Origin of the sequence: Glaciihabitans arcticus (assembly GCF_004310685.1) — a bacterium.
Taxonomy (GTDB): domain Bacteria; phylum Actinomycetota; class Actinomycetes; order Actinomycetales; family Microbacteriaceae; genus Conyzicola; species Conyzicola arctica.
Genome location: NZ_SISG01000001.1, coordinates 1,262,355 through 1,279,695 on the forward strand (window position 1 = coordinate 1,262,355; position 17,341 = coordinate 1,279,695).

At 67.5% G+C, this 17,341-nt stretch carries 15 protein-coding genes; 7 read left to right on the forward strand and 8 right to left on the reverse strand.

Annotated elements, in window-relative coordinates; genetic code table 11:
• The first annotated feature begins 214 nt into the window (after window positions 1–214).
• Both EYE40_RS06055 and EYE40_RS06060 read left to right on the forward strand, forming a co-directional pair.
• On the forward strand, window positions 215–1,297 hold the full coding sequence (locus EYE40_RS06055; RefSeq protein ID WP_130981108.1) for an App1 family protein: 1,083 nt from the start codon (window positions 215–217) through the stop codon (window positions 1,295–1,297).
• A 31-nt stretch (window positions 1,298–1,328) separates the two neighbouring features.
• Window positions 1,329–3,119, forward strand: coding sequence for a glycoside hydrolase family 15 protein (locus EYE40_RS06060; protein WP_130981109.1), 1,791 nt, complete (start codon window positions 1,329–1,331; stop codon window positions 3,117–3,119).
• A gap of 183 nt (window positions 3,120–3,302) precedes the next feature.
• Here the strand turns inward: EYE40_RS06060 and EYE40_RS06065 are convergent, their stop codons facing one another.
• Window positions 3,303–4,025: a dienelactone hydrolase family protein gene (locus EYE40_RS06065; protein ID WP_130981110.1), complete on the reverse strand. Its 723-nt coding sequence runs from the start codon at window positions 4,023–4,025 to the stop codon at window positions 3,303–3,305.
• Between the two features lie 45 nt (window positions 4,026–4,070).
• Here EYE40_RS06065 and EYE40_RS06070 point away from each other — a divergent pair, with 45 nt between their 5' ends.
• The 4 genes from EYE40_RS06070 (at window position 4,071) to EYE40_RS06085 (ending at window position 8,147) form a co-directional block, all read left to right on the forward strand.
• On the forward strand, window positions 4,071–5,114 hold the full coding sequence (locus EYE40_RS06070) for a winged helix DNA-binding domain-containing protein (protein ID WP_130981111.1): 1,044 nt from the start codon (window positions 4,071–4,073) through the stop codon (window positions 5,112–5,114).
• A gap of 10 nt (window positions 5,115–5,124) precedes the next feature.
• Complete coding sequence (locus EYE40_RS06075) at window positions 5,125–6,027, forward strand: alpha/beta fold hydrolase (RefSeq protein WP_130981112.1); 903 nt, start codon at window positions 5,125–5,127, stop codon at window positions 6,025–6,027.
• Between the two features lie 135 nt (window positions 6,028–6,162).
• Entirely contained in the window at window positions 6,163–6,867 is a 705-nt protein-coding gene (locus EYE40_RS06080; protein WP_130981113.1) for an ABC transporter ATP-binding protein, read from the forward strand.
• Window positions 6,864–8,147 carry an ABC transporter permease gene (locus EYE40_RS06085; protein ID WP_130981114.1) on the forward strand — a complete coding sequence of 428 codons (1,284 nt, stop codon included), beginning with the start codon at window positions 6,864–6,866 and terminating at the stop codon, window positions 8,145–8,147. The genes EYE40_RS06080 and EYE40_RS06085 overlap by 4 nt, the downstream gene beginning before the upstream one ends.
• 8 nt (window positions 8,148–8,155) lie before the next feature.
• On the opposite strand, the gene EYE40_RS06090 is transcribed toward EYE40_RS06085, so the two are convergent.
• From EYE40_RS06090 to EYE40_RS06115, 6 genes are all read right to left on the reverse strand, one after another.
• Window positions 8,156–8,632: a hypothetical protein gene (locus EYE40_RS06090; RefSeq protein ID WP_130981115.1), complete on the reverse strand. Its 477-nt coding sequence runs from the start codon at window positions 8,630–8,632 to the stop codon at window positions 8,156–8,158.
• A gap of 18 nt (window positions 8,633–8,650) precedes the next feature.
• Window positions 8,651–9,547 carry a carbohydrate ABC transporter permease gene (locus tag EYE40_RS06095; protein WP_130981116.1) on the reverse strand — a complete coding sequence of 299 codons (897 nt, stop codon included), beginning with the start codon at window positions 9,545–9,547 and terminating at the stop codon, window positions 8,651–8,653.
• A gap of 8 nt (window positions 9,548–9,555) precedes the next feature.
• Window positions 9,556–10,533 (reverse strand): carbohydrate ABC transporter permease, encoded by a 978-nt coding sequence (locus EYE40_RS06100; RefSeq protein WP_193554486.1) that lies wholly within the window; start codon window positions 10,531–10,533, stop codon window positions 9,556–9,558.
• A gap of 61 nt (window positions 10,534–10,594) precedes the next feature.
• Entirely contained in the window at window positions 10,595–11,956 is a 1,362-nt protein-coding gene (locus EYE40_RS06105; RefSeq protein WP_130981117.1) for an ABC transporter substrate-binding protein, read from the reverse strand.
• A gap of 38 nt (window positions 11,957–11,994) precedes the next feature.
• Window positions 11,995–13,635, reverse strand: coding sequence for a glycoside hydrolase family 13 protein (locus EYE40_RS06110; protein WP_130981118.1), 1,641 nt, complete (start codon window positions 13,633–13,635; stop codon window positions 11,995–11,997).
• Window positions 13,636–13,775: 140 nt separating this feature from the next.
• Window positions 13,776–14,798: a LacI family DNA-binding transcriptional regulator gene (locus EYE40_RS06115; RefSeq protein ID WP_130981119.1), complete on the reverse strand. Its 1,023-nt coding sequence runs from the start codon at window positions 14,796–14,798 to the stop codon at window positions 13,776–13,778.
• Window positions 14,799–14,876: 78 nt separating this feature from the next.
• Between EYE40_RS06115 and EYE40_RS06120 the strand changes: the two genes are divergently transcribed.
• Complete coding sequence (locus EYE40_RS06120) at window positions 14,877–15,719, forward strand: UbiA family prenyltransferase (protein ID WP_130981120.1); 843 nt, start codon at window positions 14,877–14,879, stop codon at window positions 15,717–15,719.
• Between the two features lie 215 nt (window positions 15,720–15,934).
• Here EYE40_RS06120 and EYE40_RS06125 read toward each other — a convergent pair whose 3' ends face one another.
• Window positions 15,935–17,314 carry an MFS transporter gene (locus EYE40_RS06125; protein WP_240034728.1) on the reverse strand — a complete coding sequence of 460 codons (1,380 nt, stop codon included), beginning with the start codon at window positions 17,312–17,314 and terminating at the stop codon, window positions 15,935–15,937.
• Window positions 17,315–17,341 lie beyond the last annotated feature (27 nt).

A 17,341-nucleotide genomic window follows, 5' to 3' on the forward strand; every position in this document is an offset into this window, starting at 1 on the left:
CCGTCATACTACGCGCCCCCATTGCGGGGGCGGGAGACTTTCTCATTACGACACGCCAACGGGGCAGGGCTGGCAACTTGTCGCGACCGAAAAAATGTGGGCTAATTTCACCATTCTCTCATGACGAGTCTATGAAAAGGCTGGGTGTGGTTCTCGTGGGCTCAGCCCGTGCCCCGATCCCGTGGGATCCATCGAGACATGCCAGACTTGACCAATGGCCCGAACCCGCAAGACGCCTGTCGCCCGAAACGGCGAACTCGCGGCCCCGATCCTGCACCGCGCGGCGCGCATCGAGGACTGGTACCACGAGCTTCGCGAGAAGCGTGGCCGCAAGCGCGGGCTCAAGACCACGATCATCCCGTATTCGGGCTACGGCGGACCCGGCTGGATCCGCGTGCTCTGCCGTGTGGTGCTCACCCGCGGCGACGTCGCGAGCCAGCGGGTCGCCAAGGTCCGCGGCTGGCGCAGCTTCTTCAGCATCCCCGTCGACGATGTCGTCGTAACGATCTCCGCGGGTGGTGTCGAGCACAAGGTCACCGCAGACCGCGGCGGCGTTGTCGACACCCGCATCGAGGTGGACCTCGAACCCGGCTGGCAGAGCATCAGCATCGCGGCGGAAGACAACAGCGAACCCGTCACGGCCACGATCTTCGTCATCGACCCGGCCATCGGCTTCGGCCTGATCTCTGATATCGACGACACCGTAATGGTGACGGCTCTCCCCCGTCCGATGCTTGCCGCGTGGAACACCTTTGTGCTCGACGAGCACGCACGCCGACCCGTGCCCGGCATGGCTGTGCTGTATGAACGGCTCGTGCGGGCACATCCCGGAGCACCGATCATCTACCTGTCGACCGGTGCCTGGAATGTCGCGCCCACCCTGCGCCGTTTTCTCGACCGCAACCTGTACCCGGCGGGGGCGCTGCTGCTCACCGACTGGGGACCGACGCACGATCGCTGGTTCCGCAGCGGCAAGGAGCACAAGCAGACGAGCCTCGAGCGCATCGCCGAGGAGCTTCCGACCATGCGCTGGCTGCTGGTCGGCGACGACGGTCAGCACGACGAGGAGATTTACGCCGAGTTCGCGGCCGCGCACCCCGACAACGTGAAGGCCATCGCGATCCGCCAGCTGTCCACGAGTGAGGCGGTGCTCGCGGGTGGCCGTAGCCGTGCCGCCGACGAGGGCACCGATGACGCCGCGCTCTGGGTCTTCGCTCCCGACGGGGCCGGCCTCGCCGAGCAGCTTTCCGACGCCGGCATCATGACCGACGACGACCGCCCCGACGTGCGTCCCTGATTCCCAGCCACTGCAGTGTTCAATGAGTGCCATGCAGAAGATCGAGGACTACGCGCTCATCGGAGACTGTCACACGGCCGCGCTTGTGGGCCGCGACGGCAGCATCGACTGGCTGTGCCTGCCCCGGTTCGACTCCGCCTCGACCTTTGGTGCCCTTCTCGGCAATGAGGATAACGGTCGCTGGCTCGTCGCCCCCGTGTCGACCGAGGCCACCGCTTCCGGGATCACCGCCGAGCGCCGCTACGTCGGCGACACGTTCACGCTCGTGACTACCTGGACCACTCCCGACGGCGTCGTCGAGACCACCGACCTCATGCCGCACGGCGACCGCAGGGCCGACGTCATCCGTCGTGTGCGCGGGATGAGCGGCTCGGTCGCGATGCACCAGGAGCTGCGCATCCGCTTCGACTACTCCGCCGCGATGCCGTGGATGCGGCAGGTGCCCGAGGCGGGCGGCAACGCCGTCGTCGCCGTGGCCGGCCCGGACGCGGTCGTTGTGCGCGGGCCCGAGCTCGTCGCGAACGACCACGCGCACACATCTGACTTCACGGTGAACGCCGGCGACGTCGTCGACATCACCCTGACCTGGTTTCCAGCGCACCGTGAGCCGCCCGAGCCCATCGACGTCGACTCTCGCATTGCCGCCACCGAGGAGTGGTGGACGGACTGGGCGGCATCCTGCACCGCATCGCCCGTGTATCACGACGCCGTGCACCGCTCGCTGCTCGTGCTGCGAGCTCTCACCCACGAGGACACCGGCGGAATCGTGGCGGCGGCCACCACGAGCCTGCCCGAGGAATTCGGCGGCCAGCGCAACTGGGACTACCGCTACGTGTGGCTGCGGGACGCATCCCTCACCCTGCATGTGCTGCTCGACCACGGCTTCGAGAGTGAAGCGGACTCGTGGCGCACCTGGCTGTTGCGGGCCATCGCCGGCGACCCCGCCGACGTGCAGATCATGTACGGACTGAGCGGCGAGCGGCGTCTCTCGGAGTACGAGCTTGAGAGCCTCCCCGGCTACGACGGGGCCTCCCCCGTGCGCATCGGCAACGGGGCGTTCACGCAATATCAGGGTGACGTCTTCGGTGAGGTCATGATCGCGCTGCAGGCCGCCCGCCAGCTCGGCCGCGAGGAGCCCGACATCTCCTGGCCGCTGCAGCGAGCGCTGATGGGTTTTGTGGAGGACAACTGGCAGCGAGCCGACAACGGCATCTGGGAGATCCGCGGACCCCTTCGGCACTTCACCCACTCGCGGGTCATGCTCTGGGCGGCGCTCGATTGCGCCATCCGCGCGGTCGAGGACTTCGGTCTCGACGGGCCGGTTGCGCGCTGGCGCACGCTGCGCTCAGAGGTTCGGGATGAGATCGAGGACCAGGGCTTCAACACTTCGCTCGGGTATTACACCCAGTACTACGGCTCCACCGGAACTGATGCCTCACTCCTCCAGCTCGCCCAGGTCGGCTACCTGTCCGCCGATGACCCGCGCATGCTGGCGACCGTCGCCGCGATGGAGGCCGAGCTTCTCGAGAACGGCCTGCTGATGCGCTACCGCACCGAGGACGGCGTCGACGGGCTGCCCTCGGGCGAGAACCCGTTCCTCGCCTGCTCGTTCTGGCTGGTCGAGCAGTACGCGGCATCCGGGCGGCTGTCGGATGCCGTCACCCTGATGGACCGCCTCGTGGGGTACTCCAACGACCTCGGGCTGCTCAGCGAGGAGTACGACGTCATCGGGCAGCGCCAGGCGGGAAACACGCCGCAGGCGCTCTCCCACCTCGCGCTCGTGCGGGCTGCGGACGCGATCGCGCGGGCTTCCTCGGACTGAGCCGCGCTCTACGGCCTCCCACCCGACCATGCGAGCCGATTCGCGAGTTGCGCAGCTTCCCGGCGTGCTCTGGATGCGTAACTCGCAACTCGACCCGCGAGTTGCCCACTTCTGCTGCCTCGAGCGCCACACAGGGGACGTTTTCGGGCAACTCGCCCGCTCTCGCTGCGCCGAACGCGCGAGTCAGCGCAGGTGCTCCCCGAAGAATGCGTCGATGCGGCGCCAGGCGTCCGGCGCATCCTCGGGGTGCGGCCCGATGCCCATCACTCGCATGAGCGGCCGCATCACGGCCGGACCGGAGGGCTTCTCGTTCAGGAAGGCGTGGCCGGCATCCGGATACTCCTTCACATCGTGGGCGACGCCTGCTGTCGTGAGCGCGGTCTCGAGCTTCGCCGCCGCTCCCCGGAGCGTGCGGTCCTTCGCGCCAAACGATGCCACGATCGGGCACGCGTTCTCGAGGGCACCAGCGAGGTCGGACGGAAGGATTCCGTAGTTCACGGAGGAGGCCCCGAATCCCGAGTCGGCGGTCATCAGCGCGAAGCCGCCGCCCATGCAGAACCCGAGTGACCCGACGGATCCCGTCGACCGGCTGTCGGTGAGCGCGAACTGCCGCGCCGCCTCTATGTCGGCATACGCGCGCCCGGTACCACTCGCCATGGATCGCATGGTCGCGGTGATGCAGCGCCTAAAACCGCCCTCACTGAACAAGTCCGGCATCACGGCGAGGTAACCGAGCGACGCGATGTGCGCGACCTGCTTGCGCATCTCCTCGTCGATGCCGAACGCCTCGTGCAGTACCACCAGCGCGGGCCACGGACCCTCGCCATCCGGCACGCCCACTACAGCGCGCAGGCTTTCGCTTGTTCCGGGAATCTCAGAGGGCAGCGCAATGTCGAGGAGCGTCATGGCGTGACGCTAGCACCGTCACCCGACCGCGCCATACTGGGTGCCATGAACCGCTCGCGCACGCTGTTCACGTCGCTGCGCCTGACCGCGCAGTGGATCGGGGCGCCCCAGGAGGGCGCGAGCGCGGCAGACGTCATCCGGCACATGACCGCCATGCAGGCGCAGGATTTTGCCGGCGCCAAGTGGTCGGTCGGCCTGCGGGCTCCCGGCCTCACCGATGCCGATGTCGAACAGGCCCTGGCCAACGCGGAGATCGTGCGCTCCTGGCCGATGCGCGGCACCCTTCACCTCGTCGCGCCCGAAGATCTGGGCTGGATGCTGCAGCTCACGACTCCCCGCCTGATCCGCGGTGCGCGGCTCAGGCGCGAGCAGCTCGGGCTCGCTGAGGCAGACATCGAGCGGGCTCGAGACGTCGCCCGGCAAGCACTGAGCGGAGGGCGGGTGCTGACCCGGGACGCCATCCATAACCTCTGGAACGAGCACGGCATCGAGACAACGGGCCAGCGCGGCTACCACCTGCTCTGGTCTCTCAGCCAGACCGGAACGCTCGTCTTCGGGCCGGTGCAGGGCAAGGTCCAGACCTTCGTGCTGCTCGACGAGTGGGTCACGCAGCCCAAACGGCTCGAGGGCGACGAAGCGCTCGGCGAGTGGGCAGCGCGGTACTTCGCGAGCCACGGGCCGGCGACGGTGCGGGATTTCGCATGGTGGGCGTCCCTCACCCTCGGCGAGGCCCGCCGGGGTGTCGCGGTCGCGAAGCCGCGCGAGCTCGAGGTGGACGGCACGACCTACTACCTGGCCGAGCATCTCGAGCCCACCCGAGGCACCTTCCTCCTGCCCGGCTTCGACGAGTACCTGCTCGGCTACCAGGATCGCAGCGCGCCGCTCGCCGCCGAGCACGCGCCCGCTGTGGTACCCGGCAATAACGGCATCTTCCAGCCGACGATCGTAAAAAACGGCGAGATCGTGGGGCTCTGGAAGAAGCCGCTGGGCACGAGAGGCTTCGAGTTCAGCCCTTTCGCCACCCTGCCGAACACGAGGAAGGCGGAGGCCGGGTACGGGGACTTTATGGCGCGAACACCGCCCCGCTAAGCTACGGCTCGTGCCCTACGCCCCCTTCCCCCTGGTGTCGGATGCCGCGGCGCTCGGCCTCGTCGAGACCGAGGTGCACAATCCGCTCGGCAGCGCGGTTGCGCGGCACCGGCCGAAGCGCACCTCGACCCGGGCGACGATCTTTCTGCACGGCGCTGCTGGATCGTGGACGACCTGGACACCCCTGCTCGCTGCAGCGGACGAGGCGGGCATCGTGATCCGTAATCCCGTGCTGCTGGATCTGCCCGGCTGGGGCGACGGCAGCCTGAACGACGACCCGTCGACGCACACCATCGAGACGATCTGCGGGCTGGTCAAGGATGTCGCCGAGGAGCTCGGCTACACCGAGTGGGACGTCATCGGGCACTCGATGGGCGGCTTCATCGCCCTGCACATGGCCTCGATCTGGCCGCAGTGCGTGCTGTCGGTCGGCATGGTCTCGGGCACCACCTGGTCGGTGATCGCGAGCGTGGATCATCCCGTGCGCAATTTCGGGGTGTTGCCGGCCTTCACGATGCTGTGGAAGGTCATGCAGGGGCTGTCAAAGGGCGCCGGTGTTGTGCGGTTCGCCCGCAGGGTCGGCCTGCTGAGGACGGCAGTCTTCCCCCTGTTCCGTCATCCCTACCGGGTCGACAGCACGGTGATCACGAGCCTCTCGACGGAGGTGCGTCCCGTGTCTTTCGCGGCTGCCGCCGAGTTCGTGCGCGGCTACGACGCCGACGCGAGGTGGCGCAGCATCTCCTGCCCCATCCGTGCCTGTCGCGGCGACAGGGACACCTTCGTGCGACCCGACGACCTCGAGCGGCTTCTGGCCATCCAGCCCGATGCCGTCGTGACGGTCATCGACGACTGCGGGCACTTCGCCGCGGTCGAGCGCCCGGCCGAGGCCCTGGAAGCCCTCGGCCTGCACTAGAGGTTTGGTGAAAAGCACGGCGTTCGGTGAAAAGCACACCGTTCGGTGAAAAGCACAGCGCTACTCCCCCGGGCGTAGCTCAGGTGCGGCCCGCGGGACGACGACAGCGCGCCCCCTGGCTGCGAGTCTCGAAGCATGACCCCACGAGTACTGTCCACCAGGAATCTCAACAAGAGTTACGGCAGCGGCGCGACCCGCTTCGAGGCGCTCACCGACGTGACGATCGACATCGAGGAGGGTGAGTCGGTGGCGATCGTCGGCAAGAGCGGATCCGGCAAATCCACGCTCATGCACATCCTCGCGCTGCTTGACCAGCCGACGAGCGGTGAGCTCACCGTCGACGGCACGGACGCGGCGCGACTGAAGGGCAGGCAGCTGAACGCGCTGCGCAACCGCACCTTCGGTTTTGTGTTCCAGCAGTTCTTCCTCACCCCGAACGCGAGTGTGCTCGAGAACGTGATGCTTCCCCTCACCATCGCCCGCATCCGCTCGGGCGAGCGCAAGCGTCTCGCGCGTGAGGCACTCACCCAGCTCGATCTGGTCGACAAGGCCGGCAACCGCGCCACCAACCTCTCCGGAGGCCAGAAGCAGCGCGTCGTCATCGCCCGCGCGCTCGTCAACAACCCGCGCATCATCTTCGCCGACGAACCCACGGGCAACCTCGACTCGGCCACCGGCGCGGTTGTGGAGGACAAACTGTTCGCCCTCAACCGCGAGCAGGGCATCACGCTCGTGATCGTTACTCACGACGAGGATCTTGCCGCGCGCTGCGACCGGCGCATCTACCTGCGCGACGGCCACATCGTGGACAGCCTCGCCTGCACGGAGGTTGCAGCATGAGAGCCCTCGACATCATCCGCACCGCCGTCGCCAACTCGTTCCGCAGCAGGCTGCGCACGAGCCTCACCGTGATCGCCATCTTCATCGGCGCATTCACCCTGACCATCACGAACGGCCTCGGCACGGGCATCAACAATTACATCGAGACCCAGCTCTCGTCGGTAGGCGCAAGCGACGTGATGACGGTGACCAAACCGGTCGAGGCCGCCCTCGAGAGCGAGGGCCCCGCCGAATATGATCCGGATGCCGCGGCGCAGGTCGACGCGAACGGCCCTCCCGGCACCACCGTCACCGCCCTCGATGCCGACGATCTCGAAACGCTCAGGGGGCTGGACGGCGTGCTCTCGGTGGAGCCGAGCGTGTCCGTCCGCCCCGACTTCGTCGAGTGGAGCGCGGGCGACAGCGCTCGGTACGAGATCCCGGTGAGCGAACTCACCGCGGGCATGGCCATCGAACTGGTCGCGGGCGAGCCGTTCGCGGGCGACGACCTGCAGCTCGTGCTGCCCACCGACTACATCGCGCCCCTCGGTTTTGACAGCAATGACGACGCCATCGGCGAGACCGTCATGCTCGGTATCACCCACTCGACCGGAGAGCAGCACGAGGTCGAGGCGATGGTGAGCGGAGTGCAGGAGCCGACCCTGTTCGGTTCGACCGCGAGCATGAACGACTCGCTCACGGCCGAGCTCTACGCGTTGCAGTCCACGGGGCTGCCGGAGTCGTCGACCGAGACCTGGGCGAGCGCGACGCTGCGCATGGACGACCCGGGCGATACCGCCGCGCTCAAACAGGACCTCGTCGACGACGGCTTCGTCGGCACGACGGTCGCCGACCAGCTCGGTGCCTTCACAACGGTCGTCGACGGCATCATCCTGGTTCTCAACGCCTTCGCCCTGATCGCGCTGCTCGCCGCCGGCTTCGGCATCATCAACACCCTGCTGATGAGCGTGCAGGAGCGCACCCGCGAGATCGGACTCATGAAGGCCATGGGAATGAGTGGAGGGCGCATCTTCGCCCTGTTCAGCTTCGAGGCGGTCTTCATCGGCTTCCTCGGCAGTGCGATCGGTGCAGGCATTGCGATGGGGGTCGGGTCGGCCATCAGCGGTGTGCTTGCGAACGGTTTGCTCGCGAACCTGCCCGGGCTGCAGATCCTGGCGTTCGATCCCGTGTCGATCGTCGGCACCCTGCTGTTGGTGATGGGCATCGCGTTCGTCGCGGCCGTGCTGCCGGCATCCCGAGCCGCACGTCAGTCGCCGATCGATTCGCTGCGGTACGAGTAGCGCAGCGGCTAGTGCGCGGCGAGCCAGGTCAGGGTCGCGAACTCTTCGGTGCTGAGACCGAACTGCTCGTGGTTGTGGGCGACGAGAGTGCGCAGTTCGGGCCGGTCAACGCCGTCGCGCACGAGCACGTCGATCCCGGCCGGCGTGGCGACGGTGCGCTCGAATCGGATGGCCAGTACTGAGCCGTCATCGCTCGATCCGATAAGCGACCATCGGCTCTTCGCGATCTTCAGCAGTCCTTTGCCGCGCCAGACGAAAGCATCGCCCTTCCAGCGGTCAGTGCCGATGATGTGCTTCTCCTCGCCCTCGCGAGTCGTGTACGACACATCGTCGGAGAGGGTGAGCGGGGCGTCCCCCAGCAGACCGTAGGTGAAGTGCGGATTCAGCCGCTCTCCCCCGAGCCAGAGCGGGAAGTTGGTGGCCGTGACTCGCCAGCGTCCGGGGAGCAGGAGGGCAAGGTCGGGCGCTTGAAAAGCGATGGGCATGGCCACAACGATAGTGCCCTAACCCTTGACGGCTCCTCCGAGCCCGGCGCTCTTCAGGAACACCCGCTGGAAGGCCAGAAACAGGATGATCGGGATGAGCGTCGAGATCGCGAGAGCGGCGAGGAACACATCCAGTTCCGTCGATTGCTGGATGGTCGGAAGTCGCACCGACAGTGGTTGGATCGCCGGATTGGGCAGCACGAGCAGCGGCCAGAGGAAGTCTTTCCACGAGGCGATCACGGCGAAGACCGAGAGCACCCCGAGGATCGGCCGGGACATCGGCAGCACCACCGACCAGAACAGCCGGAACGGCCCCGCGCCGTCGGTGCGCGCCGCCTCGAACACCTCGCGGGGCAGGTTGTCGAAGAAACGCTTCACCAGCAGGATGTTGAACGCGTTCGCCGCCGTCGGCAGCCAGACCGCCCAGTAGTTGTTGAGCAGCGAGACACCCAGCAGCGGCGGCTTGAGAATGGTCAGATAGAGCGGAACCAGCAACACCACGCTCGGAATGAACAGCGTCGCGAGGATGGCCCCGTTCAACACGGGCGCGTACCGCGGCTTCAACACCGAGAGCGCGTAGCCGGCGGTCGTCGCGACGACGAGCTGCACGGCCCAGGCGCCAAGCGCGAGCACGATCGTGTTGAAGAAATACTGGTCCACGTGAACCTCGGTCCAGGCCTTGGTCAGGTTCTCCCAGTCGACCCCGTTCGGGAAGATCGCCATCGGCTCGGTGAGCGTGTCCTGAGTCGGGGTGAGCGCGGCTTTCGCGAGCCAGAGCACCGGCCCGAGGCCGGCGACGACGAGCCCCGCGAACAGGAAGAAGTGCACCCCGGAGAGGCCGACCCTGGCGCGCCACCGCCGGCGATCGAACACCGAGAGGATGCCCCGATCCTGCGTATCCTCGTCGTTATTCATAGCGCGGCTCATGACTGGCTCCAGCGATTGGTGACCGTGAAATACAGGAAGGACAGAATGCCGAGCACGACCGCGAGCATTACGCTGAGCGCCGTCGCTTCGCCGTAGTTGCCGCCCAGACTGTTCTGGAAGGCGTATTTGTAGATCAGCAGCAGCACCGTGATCGTCGAATTGTTCGGCCCGCCCCCGGTGAACAGGTACGGCTCGAGGAACACCTGCGCCGTGCCGATGACCTGCAGGATCAACATGATGAACAGAACACCGCGCAGTTGCGGCAGCGTCACGTGCCAGATCTTGTGCCAGACGGTAGCGCCATCCACTTCCGCCGCATCGTAGAGTTCGGGCGGCACGCTCAGCAGCGCCGCGAGATAGATGATGATGCTGCCCCCGGCGGCAGCCCAGGTGGCCTCGAGCACCAGCGACGGCATCGCGGTCTCGGCACTCTGCAGCCACGACTGCGGCGGGATGCCCACCCACCCCAGAATCGAATTGAACACGCCATTCGGACTCGCGTCGAAGAAGAAGCGCCAGAGCAGCACTGCCACGACCGGCGGAATCACGACCGGAAGGTAGGCGAGCGCGCTGTACAGCCCCTTGCCGCGCTTCACCTCGCTCATCAGGACGGCGAGCAGGATCGGCAGCGGAAACCCGAACACGAGCGCGAGACCGGCGAAGTACAACGTATTGACCACGGCCCGGCCGAGCAGCGGATCGGCGAGCACGTTCGCGAAGTTGTCGAGACCGACGAAGGTCGCCGGTGTCAGCAGGTTGGTCTTCTGCAGGCTCATCACGAGTGACTGCACGATCGGCGACCAGCTGAAGATGCCGAACACAAAGAGCATCGGCAGCAGGAATAGCAGGGTGCTGAGCCCGCCGCCACGCACCCAGGTGGCTGGCGTGCGCTTTCGTCGAGGGCGCTGCGGGCCGGCGGACGGCTCGCTCGCCGCCTGGATGGCGAGAGCCGGTGGCTCCTGGGTGGTGGTCATGGGGTGCTTTCGTTTGTGACTCCGCCGGCCGATCGTTCGGCCGACGGAGTCAGTGTCGGGACTACTTCGCGTCGAGAATCGCCTGGGCGTCCTTGTTCGCCTGCTCGAGCAGGGCGTCGATGTCGGCGTCCTCGTCGGTCAGCACGGCCTGCACCACGGCATCAAGCAGCGCGTAGATCTCCTGCGTCTTGCCCTTCGGCTCCCCGACCGGCAGCTGCGTTCCGATGTTGTCGATGAACGAGGTCATCTGGTCGCGGGGCACGTTGATGTACTTCTCGATCCAGCCGACGCGCTGTTCCTCGGTCTCGGGGTCGAGCACCGGCAGCACGGGGGTTCCGACCGCCTGGTCGCTGTCGGCGAGTGTCTTGGCGTCGAACTTCGCCGCCTTCTCGTCGAGCAGGCGCTGCATGTAGTAGTAGTCGATCCACTTGGCGCCCGCCTCCTTCTCCTCCTCGGTCGCGGTCGGGCTCACGACGGCGATGTCGCCTCCGCCGAGCGTGCCCGGGTCGTCCCCTTCGTTCGGGATGACGGCCAACCCGTAGATGTCGGGCTCGGTCGAGAAGTCGCGCACGAGTGCCGTGTAGACATCGGATCCACCGGTGTACATGCCCACGTTGCCGGCCGCGAATTCCTGGTTGATGGTGCCCCAGTCGAGCAGGAAGTTGCTGCCCATCGAGTTGTCCTCCCAGCGGAGTTCGTGCAGAAACTGCAGCGCGGCCTTTGTTCCCTCGTTGTCGATGGTCTCGGTGTAGGTGCCGTCGCCGTTGTCCACCTGGGTGCGTCCGCCGCGGGCGACAGTCTGCGCGGTGAGCTGCCAGCCGCCCGTGTTGTTGAACGTCATGGTCGCGAAGCCCGCCTTGCCGGTCTTCTCCGAGATGGTCTTGGCGGCCGCACGCACCTCATCCCACGTCGTCGGAGGCTTGTCGGGGTCGAGCCCGGCAGCCGTGAACAGTTCGCGGTTGTAGTGCAGCCCCATCGCGTAGGCCTGGCGCGGGAATCCGTAAATCTTGCCGTCGTTGTCCTGCACGCCCTCGAGAATGACGGGGTTGAACTTGTCGGCGTAGCCGAGATCCTCGACCTGCTTGGTGACGTCGGCGAGCTGCCCGTTCTCGAGCAGCGTCTTCGCCTCGGTGAACGGCACGGTGAAGACGTCGGGCAGGCTGCCGCCCGCGAGCTGCACGGCGAAGGTGGGCCCCTTCCACTCGTACTCCTCGCCGATCACGTCGATCGTCGGGTTGGCCTTCTCGAAGTCGGCTTCCTGCTTCTCGAAGGCCTCGTACGCAGCGGGGTCGGCGCCCGCGGGGAACGTGCCGACGCGCAGCTCTAGCTTTCCGCTGCCGCCGCCGGCCGAACAGCCGGCGAGGGTTGCTGCGATCGCCAACGCCGAGAATCCGGCGAGGGCTACCTTTCCTGGTGACTTCATTGTCGTGCCTTTCGTGTGGATGGGTGTGGTGCAGTGCTTCAGGTGCGCAGCCAGGCCGTGGAGTCCGACTGCAGTTTCCCGTCGACGAGTTGCTCACTCGCGAGCAGGAGCTCGGTGTGCTCCGGCAGCACTACAGCGCCGTCGGAGAGATTGGTGACGCTGACGAAGCCGTTCCCGCGCGAGAAGGCAAGCACGCCCGCCTCACTCGGCAGCCACTCGAGGCGCCCGTCGCCGAGGCCCGGCTCGCTGCGCCTGAGGGCGAGCGCGGAACGATAGAGCGCGAGCATCGACGCGGGGTCGCGCTCCTGGCGCTCCACGGTGAGCGCGGCCCAGCTCTCTGGCTGCGGCAGCCACGGGGTCACCCCCTCGCTCGAGAAGCCGAACGGCGAGCTGGTCCCGCCCCAGGGGAGCGGCACGCGACATCCATCACGCCCGGGGTCCGTGCCGTGCGAGCGGAAGTGCATCGGGTCCTGCAGGGAGTCGAGCGGCAGGTCCTCCACCTCGGGCAGCCCGAGTTCGTCGCCCTGGTAGATGTAGAGCGAGCCCGGCAGCGCGGCGGTGAGCAGGGCGGCGGCCCTCGCGCGGCGCGTACCCACGGCGATGTCGCTCGGGATGTCGAAGCGCTTGCTCGCGAAGGCGAACGAGCTGTCCGTGCGTCCGTAGCGCGTCACCGGGCGCGTCACGTCGTGGTTGCTGAGCACCCAGGTCGAGGGAGCCCCGACGGGCGCATGGGCCGCGAGCATGGTCTCGATGGACTCGCGCAGCGAGGCTTCGTCCCACGGCCTCGCCATGAAGTCGAAGTTGAAGGCGGTGTGCATCTCGTCGCTGCGCAGGTAGTCGGCGAAACGCTTGGTGTCGGGCAGCCAGACCTCACCGACGAGCACGCGCGCGCCCGCATACTCGTCGGCGACGGAGCGCCAGGAGCGGTAGATGTCGTGGATCCCGTCGCGATCGGTGTTGGGGTGCTCCCCCGGGCGTGGGTTGTCGGGCACCTCCGGAAACTCGGGATCCTTGACGAGCAGCGCGGCCGAGTCGATGCGAACGCCGGCGACACCCCGGTCGAACCAGAAGCGCAGCACGTCCTCGTGCTCGCGGCGCACCTCGGGAGAGTTCCAGTTGAGGTCGGGCTGCTCGGGCGCGAACAGATGCAGGTACCACTCGCCGGGCGTGCCGTCGGGGTCGGTCGTGCGAGCCCACGTGTCGCCCTGAAAGTTGGAGACCCAGCGGGTGGGCATCACCTCACCGTGCTCGCCCTTGCCGGGGCGGAACCAGAAGCGCTCCCGCTCGGGCGAGCCGGGGCCCGCCGCGAGGGCCGCCTGGAACCACTCGTGCTGCTCCGAGAGATGGTTCGGCACAACGTCGATGATGGTGCGAATGCCCAGCTCGAGCGCCTCGCGGATGAGCGCCTCGGCTTCGTCCAGCTGCCCGAACGCCGGGTGGATGGCCCGGTAGTCGGAGACGTCGTACCCGCCGTCCGCGAGCGGCGACTCGTACCACGGCGTGAACCACAGGGCGTCGACGCCGAGGTCGCGCAGGTAGCCGAGGCGGGAGCGAACGCCGGCCAGATCGCCGGTCCCGTCGCCGTTGCCGTCGGCGAAACTGCGGATATAGACCTGGTAGATCACCGCGGAGCGCCACCACAGGGGGTCGCTCGTGCTGGGTGCAAGGGGAGTTCCCACCGCGCAGGCTCGTTTCTGTCAACGCCACTGTTGGCATGCGCGACCCGCTGGGCGAGCCGCACTGCTGCGAATGTAGCCTTCTTGACAGAATGACGCAAGAACTAAACAAATAGTAAGAAACTTGCGGTGTTTGCGCTTCTCTACCGGGATGTCGCAGGCGGGCGCACGGGACCGGTCGAGCCGCGCACGACGAGTTCCGGCTCGAACAGGTACTCGTCGACGCGCGTCGCCGAGCCGTTGATCTGGCCGACGAGGAGTTCGATGATCATGCGTCCCATCGGCTCGATCGGCTGGCGAACCGTGGTGAGGGGCGGGTCGACCGAGTTCATCAGGGCCGAGTCGTCGTAGCCCACAATCGACACGTCGCCGGGCACAGTGAGTCCGGCACGGCGCACAGCGCGCACGGCACCGAGCGCGATCGGGTCGGAGGCGCAGATGATGGCCGTCACCCCGGACTGCAGCAGCCGGGTCGCGGCGGCCTGTCCGGCCTCCAGCGAGTAGTGCGAGTGCACGATGTGCGAGTCGGGCAGCGCGACGCCCGAGGTTGCGGCAACGCGCTTGGCGGCGTGGAGTTTGCGCTGCGAGGGCACGTGATCCTTCGGGCCGAGAACGAGGCCGATGCTGGTGTGCCCGAGCTGGCGCAGGTGGTTCCAGGCCTGCTCGGTGGCGACCGCGTCATCGGTCGACACCGTGGCGAAGTCGAGCGCCGCAACCTTGGCGTTCACCAGCACGGTGGGCAGGCCGAGATCGCTGAGCCGGTCGTAGTGATCGTGCGTGGAGTCCTGCTGGCCGTACTGGCCGCCGATGAATACGACTCCGGAAACCTGCTGCTGCAGGAGGAGATCGACGTAGTCGGACTCGGAGATGCCGCCCGAGGTGAGCGTGCAGAGCACGGGCGTGTAGCCGTTCTGGGCTAGGGCTCCCCCCACAACCTCGCCGAACGCGGGAAAGATCGGGTTCTGCAGCTCCGGCAGGAACAGCCCGACGAGGCGGGCACGCTCGCCGCGCAGCTTGGTCGGACGCTCGTAGCCGAGCACGTCGAGCGCGGTGAGCACGGCTTGGCGGGTGGCCTCCGAGACGCCGGGCTTCTCGTTGAGCACGCGGCTGACCGTCGCCTCGCTCACCCCGACTTTGCGGGCTACGTCTGCAAGCCTCTTCGACATGGCCGAAATTATACGCAAGTGATTGCAAGAAATTGCAAGGCCCCCTGTCTGGAGCCGCGGCCGGGCTAGCATGACCGGATGGAACGCACCCCCTCCCGACCTGTTGCGATCCTGTTGTCCAGTCATCCGGGGCCGGCATTCGCAGTCACGACCGTGACGATCGTGCTCGGCATCGGCGTGGGGCTGGAGCCCTGGCGCGTCGCCCTGCTCGGCCTCGCGATGCTGCTCGGCCAGTTCTCGGTCGGGCTGTCGAACGACTGGCTCGACGCCCAGCGCGATGCCGCGGTCGGCCGCAGCGACAAGCCGATCGCGCGGGGCTGGGTGGCCGCGTCATCCATTCGCACGATCGCCTTTGTGACGGCGGCGCTGGCCATTGTGCTCACGGCGCCGCTCGGAGCGCTCGTCACGCTCGCCCACACGGTGTTCATCGCCTCGGCCTGGAGCTACAACGCTGGCCTTAAGAAGACCGCGTTCTCCGTGCTGCCGTACATCGTGAGCTTCGGCTCGCTGCCGCTGCTCGCGACCCTCGCACTGCCGCAGCCCGCGCCGGCCGCGTGGTGGGGCCTCGGGGCCGGCGCCCTGCTCGGTGTCTCCGCCCACTTCGCCAACGTGCTGCCCGACCTTGTGGATGACGCGGCCACGGGCGTGCGCGGACTGCCCCACCGCCTCGGCTCACGCGCCTCAGGGCTCGTCATTGCCGTCGCGCTCGCGGCGTCGGCCCTGCTCGTGGCCTTCGGCGCGGGTCAGCCGCCGCTTCCGGCGCAGTGGATCGGGCTCGCCCTCACCCTCGCGCTCGCGGTCCTCGCGGGGGGACTCGCGGCGGTGCGCGCGCCCACGCGGCTGCTGTTCCAGCTCATCATCGCGGCGGCCCTCGTCATCGTCGCGATGCTCGCCCTCTCGGGCACCCGCCTGATCGCCTAGCAACCCGCCCGGCGCCCTCGCCGTGCGCCCGCGCCCCTCGCCCCTCGCCCCTCGGTCAACCAGCAAAAAGTGCTCCAACGTCAGAACCTTGAAGCACTTTTCACGGTTTCGCGGCAACGCCCATTCGCTCAACCAGCAATAGGTGTTGCACACGCGAGCGGTTGGAGCACTTTTTGCTGGTTCGGGAGGGAGGTCCGAGGGAGTGCCCAGCCCGCTCAGGCAATCGGCTCGGGCACCTTCTCCGGGTTGCGGATGCCGATCCACGAGACGATACCGCCCGCGATGAGCAGTGCTGCCGTCACCAGGAGCCCGCGGTGGAAGCTGTCGACGGTCAGCTCACTGCCGATGATGACACCGACGAGTGCGATGCTGATGAGCCCGGCGATGCGGGAGACGGCATTGTTGATCGCCGAGCCGATGCCGGACTGGTTCTCGGGGATCGAGCCGAGGATCGCGGCGGTGAGCGGCGCGACCGTCGCGCTGAGTCCAACGGCGAAGAGCAGCACCCCGGGCAGCACCTGCGTCCAGTAGTTGACCTGCTCCCCCATGTTCAGCATCAGCAGGTAGCCGAGCCCGCCGATGATCGGGCCGAAGCCCATGAACAGCCGGGGGCCGAACTTGCCGGACAGCCCGCCGAACCACGAGGAGAGCGCGATGTTGCCGATCGTGATCGGCAGGAAGGCGAGGCCGGCGAGGGTTGCGCTGAAGCCGGCCACCTCCTGCAGGTAGACGACGACGAGGAATCCGCCGAGCGAGAGCGCGCCGTAGACGAGAGCAGTGGCGATGTTGCCCACCGAGAAGTTGCGCACGGCGAACAGTCCGAGCGGCAGCATCGGGTGCTTCGCGGTGCGCTGCCGCAGTACAAACGCCGCGAGGGAGACGAGTCCGATCGCGAAGGGCAGGTAGATGACGGGGCTGCCCCAACCGTAGTTGGCCTGCTCGATGAGGGCGAACACGGGTCCACCGAGGCCGACGATGCCCAGCACGGCGCCCCACCAGTCGATGCCCGCGCCCTCCGGCCGTTCGTTCTTCTGGCCGAGCTTCACCATGAGATACAGGGTGATGGCGATCGGGATGATGTTGATCGCGAACACGAGTCGCCAGCTGAGGTAGTCCACGAACAGTCCGCCCAGCAGCGGGCCGGCCAGGAACGCGGCGCTCGTCCACCCGGTCCACTGTCCGATCGCCTTGGCCTGCGCGACGCCGCGGAAGCTCGAGATGATGAGGGCGAGCGACGAGGGCACGAGCAGCGCTCCCGCTACCCCCTGCAGTCCGCGCACGATGATGAGGATCTCGGCGGTCGGCGCGAGGGCGATCGCGATCGACGTCGCGGCGAAGCCGTAGAGTCCCACTTTTAGCACGAGCATGCGCCCGAAGGCGTCCGAGAGCGATCCGGCGAGCAGGATCAGCGTGCCGAGGGTGATGAGGTACGCGTCGACCACCCACTGCTGCACGGTGAGTCCGCTGCGGAACTCCTCGCTGATCGCGGGCAGCGCGACGTTGATGACCGATCCGTCGAGGAAGGTGACGAACGACGCCAGCACGGCGATCGTGAGGACAAGGCGCTGGTCGCGGCTCATGGAGGTGTCGGTCATAGTCACAGTCAACACCCGTACGGGGCC